At 65.8% G+C, this 17,888-nt stretch carries 18 protein-coding genes; 3 read left to right on the plus strand and 15 right to left on the minus strand.

The window, feature by feature from the left end; genetic code table 11:
• Window positions 1-13 precede the first annotated feature (13 nt).
• Entirely contained in the window at window positions 14-1,117 is a 1,104-nt protein-coding gene (tcuB, locus tag J2R76_RS24910) for a tricarballylate utilization 4Fe-4S protein TcuB (RefSeq protein WP_253625128.1), read from the plus strand.
• An 11-nt stretch (window positions 1,118-1,128) separates the two neighbouring features.
• Here tcuB and J2R76_RS24915 read toward each other — a convergent pair whose 3' ends face one another.
• The 5 genes from J2R76_RS24915 to J2R76_RS24930 are packed head-to-tail and all read right to left on the minus strand — an operon-like array spanning window position 1,129 to window position 4,425.
• Window positions 1,129-1,410, minus strand: a complete 282-nt coding sequence (locus J2R76_RS24915; protein WP_253625129.1) for a class I SAM-dependent methyltransferase — start codon at window positions 1,408-1,410, stop codon at window positions 1,129-1,131.
• Window positions 1,311-1,724, minus strand: coding sequence for a methyltransferase domain-containing protein (locus J2R76_RS41110; protein ID WP_375166532.1), 414 nt, complete (start codon window positions 1,722-1,724; stop codon window positions 1,311-1,313). Before J2R76_RS41110 ends, J2R76_RS24915 begins: the two co-directional genes overlap by 100 nt.
• 51 nt (window positions 1,725-1,775) lie before the next feature.
• On the minus strand, window positions 1,776-2,189 hold the full coding sequence (locus tag J2R76_RS24920; RefSeq protein ID WP_016846808.1) for a Rieske (2Fe-2S) protein: 414 nt from the start codon (window positions 2,187-2,189) through the stop codon (window positions 1,776-1,778).
• 53 nt (window positions 2,190-2,242) lie between these two features.
• Window positions 2,243-3,352 (minus strand): amidohydrolase family protein, encoded by a 1,110-nt coding sequence (locus J2R76_RS24925; RefSeq protein ID WP_253625130.1) that lies wholly within the window; start codon window positions 3,350-3,352, stop codon window positions 2,243-2,245.
• Complete coding sequence (locus J2R76_RS24930; RefSeq protein WP_076832583.1) at window positions 3,349-4,425, minus strand: amidohydrolase family protein; 1,077 nt, start codon at window positions 4,423-4,425, stop codon at window positions 3,349-3,351. Before J2R76_RS24930 ends, J2R76_RS24925 begins: the two co-directional genes overlap by 4 nt.
• A gap of 173 nt (window positions 4,426-4,598) precedes the next feature.
• Between J2R76_RS24930 and J2R76_RS24935 the strand changes: the two genes are divergently transcribed.
• Window positions 4,599-5,081 carry a CinA family protein gene (locus J2R76_RS24935; RefSeq protein ID WP_253625131.1) on the plus strand — a complete coding sequence of 161 codons (483 nt, stop codon included), beginning with the start codon at window positions 4,599-4,601 and terminating at the stop codon, window positions 5,079-5,081.
• A gap of 314 nt (window positions 5,082-5,395) precedes the next feature.
• On the opposite strand, the gene J2R76_RS24940 is transcribed toward J2R76_RS24935, so the two are convergent.
• From J2R76_RS24940 to J2R76_RS24950, 3 genes are all read right to left on the minus strand, one after another.
• Window positions 5,396-6,706, minus strand: a complete 1,311-nt coding sequence (locus J2R76_RS24940; RefSeq protein ID WP_057020081.1) for an HlyD family type I secretion periplasmic adaptor subunit — start codon at window positions 6,704-6,706, stop codon at window positions 5,396-5,398.
• A complete protein-coding gene (locus J2R76_RS24945; RefSeq protein WP_253625132.1) occupies window positions 6,703-8,454 on the minus strand; it encodes a type I secretion system permease/ATPase in 1,752 nt (583 codons plus the stop codon). The genes J2R76_RS24940 and J2R76_RS24945 overlap by 4 nt, the downstream gene beginning before the upstream one ends.
• A gap of 150 nt (window positions 8,455-8,604) precedes the next feature.
• The gene (locus J2R76_RS24950; protein WP_253625133.1) at window positions 8,605-9,399 is read right to left on the minus strand and encodes an acyl-CoA thioesterase domain-containing protein; all 795 of its coding nucleotides are present in this window, start codon (window positions 9,397-9,399) and stop codon (window positions 8,605-8,607) included.
• Window positions 9,400-9,509: 110 nt separating this feature from the next.
• Here J2R76_RS24950 and J2R76_RS24955 point away from each other — a divergent pair, with 110 nt between their 5' ends.
• Window positions 9,510-10,418 (plus strand): LysR substrate-binding domain-containing protein, encoded by a 909-nt coding sequence (locus tag J2R76_RS24955; RefSeq protein WP_253625134.1) that lies wholly within the window; start codon window positions 9,510-9,512, stop codon window positions 10,416-10,418.
• Here the strand turns inward: J2R76_RS24955 and J2R76_RS24960 are convergent.
• From J2R76_RS24960 to J2R76_RS24990, 7 genes are all read right to left on the minus strand, one after another.
• Window positions 10,415-11,392, minus strand: coding sequence for an ABC transporter ATP-binding protein (locus tag J2R76_RS24960; protein WP_229190236.1), 978 nt, complete (start codon window positions 11,390-11,392; stop codon window positions 10,415-10,417). The two genes, J2R76_RS24955 and J2R76_RS24960, sit on opposite strands and share 4 nt — an antisense overlap.
• Window positions 11,389-12,801 (minus strand): amidase, encoded by a 1,413-nt coding sequence (locus J2R76_RS24965; protein WP_253625135.1) that lies wholly within the window; start codon window positions 12,799-12,801, stop codon window positions 11,389-11,391. Before J2R76_RS24965 ends, J2R76_RS24960 begins: the two co-directional genes overlap by 4 nt.
• The gene (locus tag J2R76_RS24970) at window positions 12,798-13,007 is read right to left on the minus strand and encodes a hypothetical protein (RefSeq protein WP_057020085.1); all 210 of its coding nucleotides are present in this window, start codon (window positions 13,005-13,007) and stop codon (window positions 12,798-12,800) included. Before J2R76_RS24970 ends, J2R76_RS24965 begins: the two co-directional genes overlap by 4 nt.
• Window positions 13,004-14,077, minus strand: coding sequence for an ABC transporter ATP-binding protein (locus tag J2R76_RS24975; protein WP_057020086.1), 1,074 nt, complete (start codon window positions 14,075-14,077; stop codon window positions 13,004-13,006). Before J2R76_RS24975 ends, J2R76_RS24970 begins: the two co-directional genes overlap by 4 nt.
• 3 nt (window positions 14,078-14,080) lie before the next feature.
• Window positions 14,081-14,968, minus strand: coding sequence for an ABC transporter permease (locus tag J2R76_RS24980; RefSeq protein ID WP_156436506.1), 888 nt, complete (start codon window positions 14,966-14,968; stop codon window positions 14,081-14,083).
• 2 nt (window positions 14,969-14,970) lie between these two features.
• Window positions 14,971-15,924 (minus strand): ABC transporter permease, encoded by a 954-nt coding sequence (locus J2R76_RS24985; RefSeq protein ID WP_050382524.1) that lies wholly within the window; start codon window positions 15,922-15,924, stop codon window positions 14,971-14,973.
• Between the two features lie 197 nt (window positions 15,925-16,121).
• Window positions 16,122-17,774, minus strand: a complete 1,653-nt coding sequence (locus J2R76_RS24990) for an ABC transporter substrate-binding protein (RefSeq protein ID WP_375166533.1) — start codon at window positions 17,772-17,774, stop codon at window positions 16,122-16,124.
• Window positions 17,775-17,888 lie beyond the last annotated feature (114 nt).

The raw sequence follows: 17,888 nt of genomic DNA on the forward strand, positions 1-17,888 counted from the left end.
TGGGACAGACGCGATGCACGGGACGAGGATCTTGCAGGAAGCCGACCGTCTGATGACGGTGTGCAATTCCTGCCGCTATTGCGAGGGCCTGTGCGCGGTGTTTCCCGCGATGGAGATGCGCCGCGCCTTCTCCGACGGCGATCTCAACTACCTCGCCAACCTCTGCCATAGCTGCGGCGCCTGCTACACCGACTGCCAGTTCTCGCCGCCGCACGAATTCAACGTCAATGTACCGAAGACGCTCGCGGTCGCGCGCGCCGAATCCTATGCCTCCTATGCCTGGCCGCGCGCCTTTGCCGGCGCGTTCGCGCGCAACGGCCTCGTCATCAGCCTGATCGCAGCGCTCAGCGTCGCCGCCTTTATCTTCGGCTTCGCCGCGGTCAATGATCGCGGCGTGCTCACCGGCATCCACACCGGCCCCGGCGCGTTCTACAAACTGATGCCGCACAATGCGATGGCGCTGCTGTTCGGCTTAGCCCTGCTCTACGCGATCCTGGCGCTGGTGATGGGCGTGCGCGCGTTCTGGCGCGACATCGGCGAGCCGGTCGGCATGACGACGGATGCGAAGGCGCTGTTGCAGGCGGTCCGCGACGCCGGCGAGCTGCGCTATCTCGACGGCGGCGGTGTCGGCTGCTTCAACGAGGACGACCAGCCGACCGACCGCCGCAAGCTGTATCACCACTTCACCTTCTATGGCTTCGCGCTGTGCTTCGCCGCGACCTGCGTCGGCACGTTGTATCACTACCTCCTGGCGCGCGAGGCACCTTATGCGTGGTGGGACCTGCCCGTCGTGCTCGGCACGCTCGGCGGCATCGGGCTCGTGGTCGGCCCGCTCGGACTCCTGTCGGAGAAATGGAAGCGCGACCGCGTGCTGGTCGACGAACAGCGCATGGGCATGGACACCGCGTTCATCCTGATGCTGTTCCTGACCAGCATCACCGGCCTCGCCTTGCTGCTGTGGCGCGAGACCGCCGCGATGGGCCCGCTGCTGGCGCTGCATCTCGGCGTGGTGTTCGCGCTGTTCATCACCATGCCCTACGGCAAATTCGTGCACGGTATCTACCGCTTTGTCGCGCTGGTGCGCTATGCGCGCGAACGGCAGATGATGGCGGAATGAATGGTGGTGGGTTAGTGCAGCGTAGCCCGGCTTACACTTGCATCGGGCTTTGTCGCCAGGGCACAGAACCACTCATTTGTCTCGACCAGCTGAGCCTGCGTGAAGCCGGCCGCTGCCAGCTTTTCCGTCACCCCTTCCTTGGGCTGTCCGGAGTAGCGCGTAAAGCCGAGTGCGATCCTGCCGCTCGGCTTCATCACGCGACGGACCTCACGTAGCCCGGCGACGGCGTCCGGCCAGACTTGCATCGAGTTGATCGCCAGCGCCGCATCGAAGCTGTCCGCATCGAATGGCATGCGCTCACGGAGCCAAGCCAAAGCTCGACACGACCATCCTCGATCGCGGCCGCGTTCCGGGCTCGAGCTTGCCCGACCATCTCCTGCGACGGATCGATGCCCGCGACGCGTCCCGCCGGCACCAATGTCGACAGGCGTTGAAGGACGACGCCCGGACCAAACCCGACTTCGAGCACGCTGTCGTCAGGTCCGACCTCGAGGCGATCTGCGACCCACGCGCCGCAATCTGCATTGGTGCGCGACATGATCATGCCGCCGAGCCTCCCCAGGAGGCCCCGAGGACGGCCAAACGCACGCAAGAGGATGCTTTGCATGACGCTCACCGATTGCCATCTCCGGTGAACAGGATTTCGGGACGGTCGCGGCTACAAATCCACCACCACGTAGTCACTCTCCACCGCGACCTTGATGGTCTCGGCGACATACGGTCCCTTCACCACATTGGTGCCCGGCTCGACGCTGACCGGATAGGCGCGCACGCGGAAGCGGCGCGGGTCGCAATAGGACTGGCCGGTGCGGATGTCGAACTCCCAGCCGTGCCAGGGGCAGCGCAGGATCTCGCCGAGCTTGGTGTATTCGATTTCGCCGGGGTCCGACGACGACGCGAGCCCGATCAGCGGCCCCTCACACAGCGCCGCGCCCTGATGCGGGCAGCGGTTCAGCAGGCCGAAGAACTCGCCCTTGACGTTGAAGACCGCGATCGGCCGTCCGTCGATCTCGAGAAATTTTCGCGAACCCGGCGGCAGCTCGTCCACCGGGGCTATCACATGCCGCGCCATCAATCGTTCTCACGCATGATCTGATTCGAAAAACCGGTTCCCACTTTTTCGGATCATGCGATACCGTACAGCTGCTTGGCGTTGTCGAGATAGAACGCCTGGCGATTGGCATCGCTGACGCCGGCCGGCAGCACGCGCGACGGCTCGTCGTAATCCCAATGCGGGTAATCGGTCGCGAACAGCAGCCTGTCCCAGCCGATCCACTCGATGGTCTGGAACAGATGGTCGCGGCTCTCCGGATCCTCCATCGGCTGCGTCGTCCACCAGATGTGGTCGCGGATATATTCCGACGGCTTGCGCTTCAGATGCGGCACCTCGGCATGCAGCCGCGAAAACACCTTGTCGAGCCGCCAGGCCAGCGACGGCGCCCAACCGAAGCCGGCCTCGACCATCACCATCTTCAGTTTCGGGAAGCGCTCGAACACGCCCTCGAGCACGAGGCTCGCCAGCGCGGTCTGCTGGCACTGCGAATGCCCGACCATCTCCTCGATATAGTAGCTCGGCCACCCCGACGCGGTAATCGGGTTGCCGCCGAAGCCGAAGGCGTGCACACCGATCGGAAGGCCGGCTTCCTGTGCCGCCTCATAGATCGGCCAGTAACGGCGCTGGCCGAGCGGCTCGACATTGCGGCTGAGCAGCAGCACCTGGACGAAATTTGTGTCGCCCGCGCGCTTGCGGATTTCGGCGGCGGCCGACATGCCATCCTCATTGGCGACGACGACCGAGCCTTTCAGGCGGGAATCCTTGCTGGTCCATTTCTCGATCTGCCAGTCGTTGATTGCCGAACAGATCGCGCCGGCGAGATCCTGGTTGCGGATGCCCTGTCCGGTGTTGAGCGGGTTGAGCACGCCGAGCGCGACATTGTTGGGATCGAGGTGCTGCTTCTGCATGAAGGACAGCGACGAGCCCTGCGGGCCTCCTTCCGGCGGATAGGCATCGCGGCGCGACGCATTCGGCTGCGCCTTCGGATAGGGCGGGCCTCCCATCATGCCCTGATAGGCATGGACGCCGAAGGTCTCGAGATGCGCATGCCAGCGCTTTTCGAGATAAGGATACAATTCATCCTTGGTGGCGCGGGCCGGATGGATGTCGCAGTCGGCGATCGCGGTCTTGATGCTGGTCGGCGATGCGGTTTCGGGACGCTCGCGGAGCTGGATGTTCATGGCGTCTTCTCCTTCACCTTGAGCCGGCCATAGGTCGCATGCGGATTATCGATCATGATCTTGCGTACCAGATCCTGCGACAACCCGTGCGGCAGCACCTCGTCACCGTCGAACTGCCAATGCGGATAATCTGACGAGAATAGGATCAATTCGTCCGACTGCATATGGTCGAACAGGCGGTTCAGCGTGTCTCCGTCCGGCGGCGCATCGACCGGCTGCAGCGAGAAGCGGATGTTGCTGCGCACAATCTCCAGCGGCGCGCGGTCGACCCACGGGGTCTCCATGCGCACGCCGCGCCAGAACTTGTGCAGCCGCCACAGGAATGGCGGCAGCCAGGTGAAGCCGGACTCCAGCATCACCATTTTCAGGTTCGGATGGCGCGCGAACACGCCCTCGACGATCAGGCTGGTGAGCTGGGTCTGGAACGCCTGCGCCTGCGCAACATAATCCTCGATGTGATAGGAGCCCCAGCCGACCGAGGTCGGCGGATTGTGATAGGCGCTGCCGGCATGGATGCCGACCGGCAGGCCGAGCCGTTCCGCCGCGGCGTAGATCGGCCAGTAGTGCCGCTTGCCAAGCGGCATGTCGCCCATCACCAGCATCAACACCTGCACGAAGCGCTTGTCCTGCGCACAGCGCTCGATCTCGGCGACCGCCTTCTCGATGCTCTGCACCGGGATCACGATCGAGCCGCGCAGGCGATCGTCCTTGTCGAGCCATTCCTTGACCAGCCAGTCGTTCAGCGCGCGGCAGAACGCATCGGCCATGTCCTCGGAGAACACCATCTGCACGCCGTAGAGCGGATTGCAGATGCCGTAGGCCGTGCCGAACTGGTCGAGTGCCTGGCGCTGCATGTCCGCAAGGCTCGAGCCCGGCTTGCCTTGCGCTGGACGCCAGTCCGGCCGCGACGAGATCGGCGAATTGGTCGGGTAGGATTGCGAGATCAGGTCGGTCATGCCGCGCGTCGTCACCTGGTCGCGCCAGTAGTCGTTCATGTACGGCAGCAGGCTGGTGAGGTGAGGCACGGCGGGATGCAGATCGCAATCCACGCCGCCCGCGATCGGCGACGTCATGATGTTTCCTCCGCGCACGCTCTCACGACAAGCTTGTCGGGCGGCGCCTGGTTCTTGTCTTGCATTCAATCAGGCCATGCCGCGGCCTGCAACTCGGCAAAGGGCTGCGTGGTGTGCTAGGAGGGCAGGACGCCCCACGGGATTTTCATGGCAAGCAACGAGAAAGAAGGCCGATGAACGCGCTCACATCCATCGCCGAACAGGTCGCCGCAAAACTGATCGCGAACAAGCAGACGATTGCGGTCGCGGAATCCTCAACCGGCGGACTGATCTCCGCATCGCTGCTCGCGGTTCCCGGCGCGTCGGCCTATTTCCTCGGCGGCGGCGTGATCTACACCCGCGACGCGCGGCGCGCGCTGATGGACATTCCCGACGACGCCATGCGTGGGCTCCGCTCGGCGTCGGAACCTTACGCGCAATTGCTGGCGCGGCAGATCCGCGAGCGCCTCGCGACCGACTGGGGATTGTCGGAGACCGGTGCCGCCGGCCCGACCGGCAACCGCTACGGCGATGCCGCCGGCCACAGCTGCATGGCGGTCGCAGGCCCCCACCAGCAGGTGATCACGCTGGAGACCGCGAGCGGCGACCGGCAGGCGAACATGCTGGCATTTGCGAAGGCGGCGCTGGAGCTGTTGTTGAAGAATCTGGAACGGTAATTTTTCCCTGTCGTCCCGGGCAAGCGACTTGTCTCACCGAAGCTCGAAGAGCGGAGGCGGAAGCGCGACCCGGGACCCATAATCACCGATGGCAATTGACGATGGTCCGCTGGAGCCACAGCCTGCTTCAACAACTCGATCCTGTGGTTATGGGTCCTTGGTTTCGCAGGGACGACTTGGGGAAAGAGCCTGCAATCTAACGAGGACTGCGTAGCCCGGATGAAGCGAAGCGCAATCCGGGACGACTTCATCCGCTGAGCGACTGTTCCCGGATTTCGCTGCGCTTCATCCGGGCTACAAGAGCAGCGCGCGGCTCACTTTTCGCGGAACGAGCGCATGAACTGGTCGCTCATCGGCTTCATCAGATAGGACAGCATGGTGCGGTCGCCGGTCTGGACGAAGGCTTCCACCGGCATGCCCGGGATGATCTTCACCTCGCTGCCGAGGCGCGCCACTTCTTCCGGCGGCATCGAGACGCGGATGGTGTAATAGCTCTGCCCGGTGCGCTGGTCGGTGGTGACGTCGGCGGAGACGCGGGTGACGACGCCGTTCAGCTCCGGCGTGGTGCGCTGGTTGAAGGCGGAGAGCCGCAGCACTGTCTTCTGTCCGACCTGCAGCTTGTCGATGTCCTGCGGATTGACCTTGGCCTCGACCGACAGATCGTCGGCCTTCGGCACGATCATCATGATGGCATCGCCCGCGGTAATGACGCCGCCGACGGTGTGCACGGTCGATTGCAGCACGACGCCGTCCTGCGGCGCGCGGATGTCGATGCGGCGAAGCTGATCCTCGGCGGTGACCTTGCGCTCGACGAACTCGCCGATCTTGTCGTTGGTCTCGCGCAGGTCCTTCGAGACCTCTGCCAGCATGTCCTTGTCGACCTGGATGATCTGCAGCTCGGTCTCGGTGATCTTGCCCTTGGCCTGCGCGCGCGAGGCGATGTACTGCGCGCGCTCGCCGGAGAGCCGCGCCGCGTCGCGCTCGAGCGTGGTCAGGCGGGTCAGCTGCACCAGATGCTGCTCATAGAGCTGGCGGACGCCGACCAGCTCCTGCTGCACCAGCGCGATCTCCTTGTCCTTGGCGCTCTCCTGCGCCTGCAGGCCGGAGATCTCCTCGTTGAGCTGGGTGACGCGCTCGCGCAGCTGCGCCTTCTGGCCGGTGCGGCCGTTGACGCGGACCTCGAACAGCTTGGTTTCGCTCGCCATGATGTCGCGAACGTCCGGCTCCTTGGCCTGCTCGAGCAGCTGCGGCGGGAAGGCGATCTTGTCGCGGCCCTGCTGCTCGGCCTCGAGCCGGGCCGCGCGCGCATAAAGACCGTTCAGCGTCTTGACCACGATCGCAAGGCTGGCCTTCACGACGGTCTCGTCGAGGCGCACGACGATGTCGCCCGCCTTGACCACGTCGCCGTCGCGCACCCGCACCTCGCCGACCACGCCGCCGGTCGGATGCTGCACCTTCTTGACGTTGGATTCGACCACCACCGAGCCCGGCGCGATCAGCGCACCCGAGATCGGCACCGTTGCGGCCCAGCCGCCGACGCCCCCGCCGAGAACCAGAACCACGGCGAGGCCGACGATCAGATGCTTGCGGATCGAGCGATGTGCGTTGCGCGGTTGATCGGTCATGACTTTGCGGCTCCCGCATCCGCGACGATCTTGATCGGCGTCGGCACCGGCGGCGCGGCACGCTGCAGCACCTGCGCGAGCACAGCCTCCTTCGGCCCGAAGGTCTGCATGCGGCCGTCCTTCAGCACCAGCAGATGGTCGACGCCCTCGATGCCGATCGGCCGGTGCGCAACCACGATGACGACCGCGCCGCGCTCGCGGGCGCCGCGCACCGCGCGGGTCAGCGCCTCGTCGCCTTCGCTGTCGAGATTGGAGTTCGGCTCATCCAGCACGATCAGGAACGGGTTGCCGTACAGCGCCCGCGCCAGCGCCACGCGCTGCGCCTGGCCCGCGGAGAGCGCGGTGCCCTGCTCGCCGACCTGGGTGTCGTAGCCCTCGCGCATCTTGATGATCATCTCATGCACGCCGGCCTCCTTGGCCGCCGCGATGATGCCGTCGGACTTGGCGTCGGGATCGAACCGGCAGATGTTCTGGGCGACCGTACCGGCAAACAGTTCGACGTCCTGCGGCAAATAGCCGACGTGGCGCCCCAGTTGGTCGGACGACCATTGGTCGAGCGCGGCGCCGTCGAGCCGTACCTTGCCCCGCGCCGGCATCCAGACGCCGACCAGCGCCCGGATCAGCGACGACTTGCCGGAGCCGCTCGGGCCGATCACGCCGACGCCGCTGCCGGCTTCGACGGCGAAGGTGATGTCCTGCACGATGGCGCGCTGGTCGCCCGGCGCGACCATGGTCACGGCCTCGACCGAAAGCTTCTTCTCCGGCGCCTGCAACAGCGTCTGCTCGGGCCGCGCCGGAATTTGCTGCAGCAGGCGGTTGAGCCGCTGCCAGCTCTGCCGCGCGGCGACGAAGCCCTTCCAATGCGCGATCGCGAGATCGACCGGCGCCAGTGCCCGCGCGCTCAGGATCGAGCCGGCGATGATGATGCCGCCGGTGGCCTCCTGATGGATCACGAGATAGGCGCCGACCGCGAGCACGGCGGACTGCAGCATCATGCGCAGCACCTTGGCGACCGCGCCGAGCCCGCCGGTGACGTCGCTCGCACGCTGGTTGCCGGACAGATATTCCTCGTTGGCCTCGTTCCAGCGCCTGTTCATGCGGCCGGCCATGCCCATCGCCACCAGCACCTCGGCGTTGCGGCGGCTGGAGGCGGCAAGATCGTTGCGCCGCGCCGCGAGCGTCATCGCTTCCTTGGCCGGCGTGCGCGACAAGTATTCGGTGATCAGCGTCAGCGTCACCAGGATGACGGCGCCGATCAGCGCCGTGACGCCAAGCAGCCAATGGAAGGCAAAGCAGATCACCATGTAGAACGGCAGCCAGGGCAGATCGAAGAACGCGCCGGGACCCATGCTGCCGAGGAAGGAGCGCACATTGTCGAGGTCGCGCAGCGGCTGCAGGCCTTCGCTGCGATTGCCGGCCATCAGCGGCAGCCGAACGACGGTGTCGAACACCCGCGCATTGAGCGCTTCGTCGAGCGAGGTGCCGACGCGGCCGAGGATCCGTCCGCGCAGCAGGTCGAGCACGCCCTGAGCCATGTAGAGGACCGCGGCGATGACCACGAGGCCGACCAGGGTCGGAACGCTGCGGCTCGGCAGCACCCGGTCGTAGACTTGCAGCATGAACATCGAACCTGTCAGGTAGAGCAGGTTGATCATGCAACTGATGAGGCCGACGCCGATAAAGGCGCTGCGGCAAGCGCGCAGCGCCTCAGCCAGTTCGGAACGCCGGACAGCGGGCGCGGCTGCCATAAAAACTGATCTCTGCAAAACAAAAGGGTTACGTGATCACCACGTTGTATAGACGTTTGCGACCACCGTCCATTTTAAGTCGCGTGAACCAAAGCATGGTTCGCGGCCTCATTTTGTGATCGCACCGACAGTTGACGGAATAAATCAGGGTTAACCGGCGGCGGAACCCTGGCCTCGCGCGGGCGCGCTTCCCGGAAGCGGCACGAGAATGACCGACATCGAGACCCGGCCGATCTCGCCATCCACATCGAGCAACACCCCGCTGCCGACACCGAGCCCCGCCTCCGGGCGCCAGCGCGCATCGGCGCGAACGCCGATCCAGGCGCCCCGCGGCGACCGGAATAGCTGCACCGCAAGGTTCGGATTGGGGTCTGCCACCACGTTCTGGACCGGCCGCGCGATGCCGTGGGTCCAGTCAGCCGGGCCGAGCACCCGCGCCAATGGGCCGGCGTCCGCAATGACGGCGTGATGCAAGCGAAACCAGGCGGTATCGCCGCCGGCACGGGCTTCCATCGCATCCATGAACCAGCTGCGGCCATGGACGGCGTGTAGGTTGCGCAACGGAAATGCCGTGGGATCCACCGGATCGGCTGCGCTCCCGTAAAACCCCGGGACCTCGACGGCACGCTCGCGCGACAGCGTCACGCGCACCGTCGCGCAGGGTCGCTCCTCACCGGCCGGCCAGAGCGTGTTGTCGACGACGCTGACCCGGCCGCCTTCGGTCACCACGGTAACGTGCGTGCGCAGTTCCGCCATTGGCGTCGGCCGCAGGAACCAGGCCGCCGCCGAGATCGCGGTGCCCCAATTGCGCGCACCGGCCATGGCCTCGACCTCGCCGGTCAGCAGGCTTGCGACCGCCCCGCCCTGAAGGCCGGTGAACGGCCCGGCCGCCAGCGCCGCGGGCTTCCAGTGATGGGGCGTGGCGAGCGGTTCGAAGATGGCCAAGGCGAATGGTCCCTTGAGATGAACAGGATTGAGCGTTCAGCCAATCTCATCCAAGAATAGCGGCCATGACAAAAGGCCATTCATCACTTCAGGTGAGCAAGATTCACCCATTGGATGCCCCCGATCCGCGGGTGATCCCGCCGCTGCCGGCGCTGCTCGCCTTCGAGCGCGCGGCCACCCAACTCAGCTTCCGGCGCGCCGCGCGAGACCTGTCGCTGAGCCCGTCGGCGATCAGCCACCAGATCCGCGGGCTGGAAGAGCAGTTCGGCACTAAACTGTTCGTCCGCGGCGCGCGCCAGGTGCGGTTGACCGACGACGGCGAGCGCTACCTTGCAAAAGTGTCGGCCGCGCTGGCGACGCTGCAGGAGGCGAGCCGTGACATGCTGCGGCGACGCGGTGAGGCCGGCAGCGAGCTCTGGATCAGCTCATTGCCGTTCTTCACCAGTGCCGTGCTGCTGCCGGCGCTGCCGGATTTCAAGCGGCGCCATCCGCAACTGACGCTGCGGATCGAGGCCACCCACCAATATGCCGACTTCAACGGATCACGCGTCGATGTCGCGATCCGTTACGGGCGGGAACATGCCACCGGGCTGAAAGTCGAGCCGCTGGTACAGGTCAAAGGATTGCCGGTCTGTACGCCGGCGCTGGTCAAGGCAGGTCTTCGGACCCCAGCGGACCTGTCGCGCGAGGTGCTGATCCATGTCACGACGCAGCCGCGGGCGTGGCCGGCCTGGCTGAGGGAGGCCGGGCTGCCGAATCTCGCTCCGCGCGGACATCTGTGGCTCGACAGCGTGCCGGCGATGCTGGAGGCCGCCGAACACGGACTCGGCGTCGCGATTGCGATCGCGCCGCTGATCAAGGCGCGGCCGGGCTTCGGCAAGCGGCTCGTGGCGCCGTTTGCGTTCGAGGCGGCGCACAGCGAGACGATCTACCTGGTCTCCCGCACCGAGCAGGCGCGGGACCGTCGCATCGCGGCGGTGCGGCGCTGGATCACGGACGCCGTCGCGCGGGCGAGCTAGGCCGTGGCGGGCGCCGGCTCGGCCAGGATGCACCGTGCCAAACGGCCGGGAGCGACCTGCACGACCGGCGGCAAGCGCTCGCTGCAGCGCGGCTCGGCGAACTTGCAACGCGGTGCAAAGGAGCAACTGGCCGGCGCATGATCGAGCGAGGGCGGGGTGCCCGGAATGGTTTCCAGCCGCTGGCCGCGCATCGCGCCGTGAATGGTCGAGGCCAGCAGGCCCTTGGCATAGGGATGCACCGGTGAGCGCACGATATCGCGCAAGGCGCCCTGCTCCACGATCTGGCCGGCATACATCACCGCGACCCGATCGCAGATCTCGATCGCGACACCAATGTCGTGAGTGACGAAGATGACCGACATGCCGAACTCGCGCTGCAGCTCGCGCAGCAGCAGCAGGATCTGAATCTGGACGGTGGCATCGAGCGCCGTGGTCGGCTCGTCGGCGAGCAGGATCTTCGGCTTGCAAGCCAGCGCCAGCGCGATCATCGCACGCTGGCGCATCCCGCCCGACATTTCGTGCGGATAGGAGTCCAGCCGTCGCTTCGCGGAGGGGATCCGCACCACCTCGAGCATTTCAAGCGCACGCGCGGTAGCCTCGCGCTCGCTCTTGCCCTCGTGGCGCATCACCGTCTCCGCGATCTGGCGGCCGATGGTGTAGACCGGATCGAGCGCCAGCGCCGGCTCCTGGAAGATCATCGAGACGGTCTGGCCGCGGAACGCGGACAGCGCCTCATCGTCCATCGCCAGCACCTCTTGTCCCAGCACCTTGACGCTGCCGGAGATCTGCGTGCGTTTCTTCGGCAACAGCCGCATCAACGCGCGCAGCGTCACGCTCTTGCCCGAGCCGGACTCGCCGAGCAGCCCCAACACCTCGCCCTCGCCGAGCTGCAGGCTGAGATCGTTCACGGCATGGACCGTGCGATCGCCGGTGAAGCGGATATTGAGGTTGTTGATCTCGACGAGGTTGGTCATGCGAGCTTGGGCACCCTGGCGTGGAAATCAGCGGCACGCTGGAACGCGGCGCCGATCCGGAGCAGAACCGCTTCCTCGAAGGAGCGACCAATCAGCTGCATGCCGACCGGCAGACCCGTCTTGGTGAAGCCGGAGGGAATCGAGAGCGATGGCAGACCGAGATAGTTGACCGGGCGGGTGAAGCGCGTCAGGCGCTGCAGCACCGCGTCGGCGCCCGGACCATTGCCGACATCACTCTCGGCAATCGTGGGCGCCGGCACCGGCGACGACGGCGCGATCACCGCATCGACCCCGTTGACCGCCGCGTTATGCGCGGCGAGCGCGGGGCCACGCCAGCGCATCGCCTCGAGATAGGTGACCGCCGGAATGGTCAGGCCGTTCTGCAGCCGCATCAGGACCTGCGCGCCGTAATCCTGCGGCCGCTCGATCATCCAGCGCTTGTGGAAGGCGGCAGCCTCGACCGCGAGCACCAGCTGCGATGCCGAGGAGAGCTGGCGCTGATCGGGCAGCTCGACCTTGACGATCTCGGCGCCCTCTTTCTTCAAGGTGGCGATAGTCTCGTCGAGGATACGCGCCACCTCAGGGTCGAGGTCGTCGACATAGAACGCCGTCGGCACGCCGATCTTCAGGCCCTTCAGCGACTGTTTGGTCGCGGCCATATAGTCCGGGACCGGCTGCGTCGACGCTGTCAGGTCCTCCGGGTCCGCCCCGGCCATCAGGCCGAGCAGCAGCGCGCAGTCCTCCGCGGTCTGCGCCAGTGGGCCGACCGTATCGAGCGACTGCGACAGCGGCATCGCACCGGCGCGGCTGACGCGGCCGACCGTCGTCTTCAGGCCGGTGACGCCACAGAAATGCGCCGGCATGCGCACCGAGCCGCCGGTGTCGGAGCCGAGCGCCGCGAAGGTGAGCCGCGCGGCGACCGCCGAGCCCGAGCCCGACGACGAGCCGCCGGTGATGTGCTCGGTGTTCCAGGGATTGCGCACCGCGCCGTAATGCACGTTGTGGCCGGTCGGCCCATAGGCGAACTCGACCATTTGCAACGAGCCGAGGCGGACCTGTCCGGCATCCTTCAGCCGCTGCAGGGCGGTCGCGGTCGTCTTCGGCGCGAAGTCGCGGCGAATCAGCGAGCCGCAGGTCACGACCTTGCCGGCATCATAATACATGTCCTTGTGCGCCAGCGGCACGCCGTGCAGCGCACCGCGACTATTGCCCCTGGCAAGCGCGGTATCGGCCTCGGTGGCGGCGGCCAGCGCCTGCTCGGATTCGACCGCCATATAGGCGTTGAGGCGCGGCTGCCATTCCGCAACGCGATGCAGCACGGCGCGCGTCACCTCATGCGAGGAAACTTTCTTGTCGGCAATCGCCTTGGCGACCGCGGTCAGCGTCATCAGGGCCGGATCAGAACTCATTTCGACACCTTCTCGATCTTCTGCGCGATCTGCGCCAGCAGGAAGCTCGCGGGTTCGAGATCGAAGGGCAGCGTGCCGGAGATCGGTGCGAAGCCGTCGAATGCCGGCCCGATCGAATTGGCGATCCGGGTGGCGACTTCGTCGTCGGCGGGCACGTCGGCGACGTGCGCGATCACCTTGGCATCCTTGGGAGTAGGTCTGGTCATGCCGCGTTTTCTCCTTTTGCTTTTGCCGGCGCGCGGCTGTGCCCCGAGCCAGGAATGGCCATGTAGCACGCCGCTTGATGGCCCATTGTATCGAGATCGCTGAGTTTTGGCGTGTCGTTTGCGCAGAGCGGCTCCGCAAACGGACAACGGGTGTGAAACCGACAGCCCGATGGCGGATCGATCGGATTGGGCGGATCGCCCGAGATCGGCGGCACCTCGGTGCGCCTGTCGGGATCGGATGACGGCATCGCCGCCAGCAGTGCGCGGGTATAGGGATGCGCCGGCGCGTCCCAGACCGCATCGACCGGGCCGAGTTCGACGACCTCGCCGAGATACATCACCAGCACGCGGTCGGAGATGTAGCGGACGACGTTGAGGTCGTGGCTGATGAACAGGTAGGTCAGGCCGAATTCCCGCTTCAGGTCGGCGAGCAGATTGAGCACCTGCGCCTCGACCGATTTGTCGAGTGCGGACACCGCTTCATCGAGGATCACGAGCCGCGGCGACAGCGCGAGCGCACGCGCGATATTGACGCGCTGACGCTGGCCGCCGGACACCTCGTGCGGATAGCGGTTGGCGAAAATCTCCGGCCGCAAGCCGACCTTGCCGAGCAATTCGCGCGCCAGCGTCCGCGCCGTGTCGTCGGCCATGCCGTGGACCTTTGGCCCGAAGGCGATCGATTCCTCGATGGTGAGGCGCGGATTGAGCGAGGCGTAGCTGTCCTGGAACACCATCTGCACGCCGCGCCGCAAATCGCGCAGCGAGAGCGACGGGCCGACCTGCCTTCCGTCATAGATGATATCGCCGGCATCGCGTGCCATCAGGTGCATCAACAGCCGCGCGGTGGTCGATTTGCCGCAGCCGGATTCGCCGACAATGCCGACGGTCTCGCCCTTCATGACCGCGAAGGTGACGTCGTCGACGGCGCGCACGGTCTTGCGCGGACTGAACAGGCCGCCGCGCACCGGGAAGTGCTTGGTCAGTCCCTTGACCTGCAGCAGCGGCTGCGCGGCGCCGCCGATGTCGGCGACCGGCTCCAGCATATCGACGGAGAGATTGGCGTCGCTCATGCTCTAATTCCTGATGTCCATGGCGCTGCGCATGCCGTCGCTCAGCAGATTGAAGCAGATCGAGACCGCGAAGATCATCGCGCCCGGCAGCGCCGCGACCCACGGATTGACGTAGATCGCGGTGCGCAGCGTATTCAGCATCAAGCCCCACTCCGGCTCCGGCGGCTTGGTGCCGAGCCCGAGGAACGACAGACCGGCGGCGAGGATCATCGACACCGAGATCAGGCCAGTGGCGTAGACGAAGATCGGGCCGAGCACATTGCCGAGCATGTGGACGCGCATGATGGTGAAGGGCCCGGCGCCGGACGCGCGCGCCGCCTCGACGAAATCCATGTTGCGCACGCCGGTGGTGACGCTTTCGGCGACGCGGGTGATCTGCGGCACGAACACGATGGTCAGCGACACGATCGAATTGGTGATGCCGGCGCCGAGCGCTCCCGAGATCGCGATCGCCAGCAGCACCGACGGGAAGGCGTAGAACACGTCGACCGTGCGCATGATCGCGGTGTTGAGCTTGCCGCCGACATAGCCGGCGACGAGGCCGAGCGAGGTGCCGATCACGAAGGCGAAGATCACCGGCAGAATGCCGATGACCAGCGACAGCCGTCCGCCATAGATCAGCCGCGCCAGCATGTCGCGGCCGAGCTCGTCGGTGCCGAGCGGATAGCCCGGCGTGCCGATATGGCGGAGACGGCGGATCATCGAGCCCTGATAGGGATCGGCAAGATGCAGCCATGGTGCCAGCAGCGCCGAGGCAAAGATCAGCACCAGGATGATGGCGCAAGCCATGCTGACCTTGTCGCGCCTGATGCGGCGGCCAACCGTCGCCCAATAGCCACGCGCCTTGGTCGCGGGGACGGCCTGCAATGCGGTATCCAACATCGCACTCATGGCTAGCTCCGCTTGATGCGCGGATCGATCGCGGCCTGCGCGATGTCGACCAGGAGGTTGAGCAGCACGAAGAACAGCGCCAGCACCAGGATCGTGCCCTGCAGCAGCGGCAGATCGCGCTGAAAGATCGCCGAGTTCAACAGCAGGCCCGAACCCGGCCAGGAGAACACGGTCTCGATCAGGATCGAGCCGCCCAGCATGTAGCCGAGCTGCAGGCCCATCACCGCGAGCGCGGTCGGCGCCGCATTCTTGATGACGTGGCGAAACACCTCGGTCTCGCGCAGGCCTTTTGCGCGCAGCGCCTCGACGAAATCCTGGCTCAGGATGTCGCCGGTCAGCGCGCGCACCGTACGGGTGACGATGCCCATCGGGATCACCGAGGTGGTGATCGCCGGCAGCACCAGATAACGCAGATGCTCCCAGTCCCACGCCCAGGCGCCGGAGCCGCCGGGACCTGCGCCGACCGCGGGCAGCCAGTTGAGCTGCACCGAGAAGATGATGACCAGCACCATGCCGAGCCAGTAATGCGGCAGCGACACGCCGGCTATCGCAACCGAGGTCGCGACCTTGTCGACCCAGGTGTCGCGGAAATAGCCGGCGATCAGGCCGAACAGCAGGCCGAGCGTAAAGCCGATCATCGCGGCCGCGATCGCCAGCATCACGGTGTTGCCGACGGCGCGCATCACCTCGGTCAGGACGGGCCGCCCGGTCGCGATCGAATTGCCGAGATCGCCGTGGATCGCGCGCCACAGCCACAGACCGAATTGCACGGGCAACGGGCGATCGAAGCCGTAGGCCGTGCGCAATTGCGCGGCGAGCTCCTGCGAGGCATCGGCCGGCAGCACCGCGACCAGGGGGTCGCCGGGCGTGATGTGCACCAAGAGGAAGCACACCAGCGCCACGCTGAGCACGATCGGAATGACGTAGACAATCCGTCTGGACGTATAGGCGAACACGTTGCGTTCTTTCTTCCTTCTCACCTTGTGGGAGAAGGTGGCGCGCCGAGCGCGCCGGATGAGGGGTTTCTATCCGCGGACAAAGTCATTTCAGATCGGAGAGGAGCGCCCGCGGAGACAACCCTCACCCGGCTTCGCTTTGCGAAGCCACCCTCTCCCACAAGGGGAGAGGGTACACCTATTGCGCGGCTAGCGCCTCACGGCGCGACCGTGACCGGCGAGAAGTCGACGAACCAGCTCTTCGGCTGCACAAATCCCTTGATCTTCGGGCTCATCGCGCGCGGTGCGACGTCGTGGGCGACATAGAGGAAGGCCGCGTCGTCGACCGAGGCCGCATGCAGCTCGGCCAGCGCGGCGTCGCGCGCCGCCGGCTCGAAGGTCTGGCGGGCCTTCTTGACCAGCTCGTCGAACTTCGGGTTGTTGTTGAAGCCCCAATTGTTCGATACCGGCGGCGCCATGCCCGACTGCAGGAAGCGCACCAGCGCGAAGAACGGATCCATCGCCGCATAGGTGACGTTGATGGCGTTCGAGCCGTTGGCGGTCGGATCCTTGGTGCCGCGCCGCCAATTGGTGAACAGCGTGTTCCACTCGATGACGTCGAGCTGCACATCGAAGTAGCATTCGGCCAACGCCTGTTGCAGATACTCGTTCATCGGCAGCGGCAGCATCTGGCCCGAGCCCGATGCCGAGGTCTGGATCTTGACCGTCAGCTTCTTGTTCGGACCGAAGCCCGCCTCCTGCATCAGCTTCTGCGCGGCCGGCTTGTCGTACTTGATCTGGAAGGTCGGGTTGCCGCGCCAGGGATGGCCGGGCTCGAACGTGCCGGTCGCCGGCACCATCAGGCCGGCAAGCAGGCCGTCACGCAGCCCTTCGCGATCGATGCAGAGATTGGCCGCCTTGCGGACGCGGATGTCATTCCACGGCGAGCCCTCGACGCGCGAGAACTGCCACGGCCAGACATGTGGCTCCTCGTTGGAATAGAGGTTGAAACCACGCTGCTTGATCTCGGGCAGCGCGTCCGGCGCCGGCGCCTCGATCCAGTTGACCTGTCCCGACAGCAGCGCCGCCGTCCGGGCATTGGCCTCCGGCATCGGCAACAGCACCATCTTGTCAGCCTTCGGCACCCGTGCCTTGTCCCAGTAATTCTCGTTCTTCACCAACTCGAGCCGCTCGCGCGGGGTGAAGCTCGACATCTTCCAGGGGCCGGTGCCCGACGCGTCCTTGGCGAACGCGGCCCACGCGGCCTGCGACTTCGCCTTGGCGTCGGCGCCTTCGGCCTTGTCGTAGAATTTCTGCCACTTGGCCGGGCTCGCCATGAACAAATTGGTGAGGTTGATCGGCAGGAAGCTGTCCGGCTCCTTGGTGGTCAGCTCCACCGTCATGTCGTCGATCTTGCGCGCCGAGACCAGCGTCGGCATGCGCGAGGCGGTGACGCCGACCTGGCTCGCATCGTATTGCGGCGCGTCCTGCTTCAAGACCTTGTCGACGTTCCAGACCACGGCGTCGGCATTGAACGGCGAGCCGTCATGAAAGGTGACGCCGGGACGCAGCTTGAAAATCCACTTGGTCTTGTCGGCATCGTCGACCTTCCACTCGGTGGCGAGGCCCGGAATCATCGCACTCGCCTTGTCCGACGACGACAGGTCCCACATCGTCAGCGCGTCATACATCGTCAGACCCGTGAAGCGATTGCCCTCAAAGCCCTGGTCGGGCTGGCCGAGCGTGCGCGGAATATCGGCAGCGGTCATGCCAATGCGCAGCACAGTCTCGGCGCCGGCGATCGCCGGCACGCCTATGGCTATCGCAAGCGCCAGCATGATCGCCGTCGCATTGGTTTTCCTGTTACGCATCTGAGCAGCCCCTTCGAGTCTGGTGACGTTTTGGTGATTATTTCTTGGGCAAGCGTATGCAATGCCTGTGCCAAGGGGAATAGTTCATCAGCAAATAACCGCCGGGCGCGTCAT

The sequence above is a fragment of the Bradyrhizobium sp. USDA 4532 genome (genome assembly GCF_024171315.1).
Lineage (GTDB): Bacteria > Pseudomonadota > Alphaproteobacteria > Rhizobiales > Xanthobacteraceae > Bradyrhizobium > Bradyrhizobium australafricanum.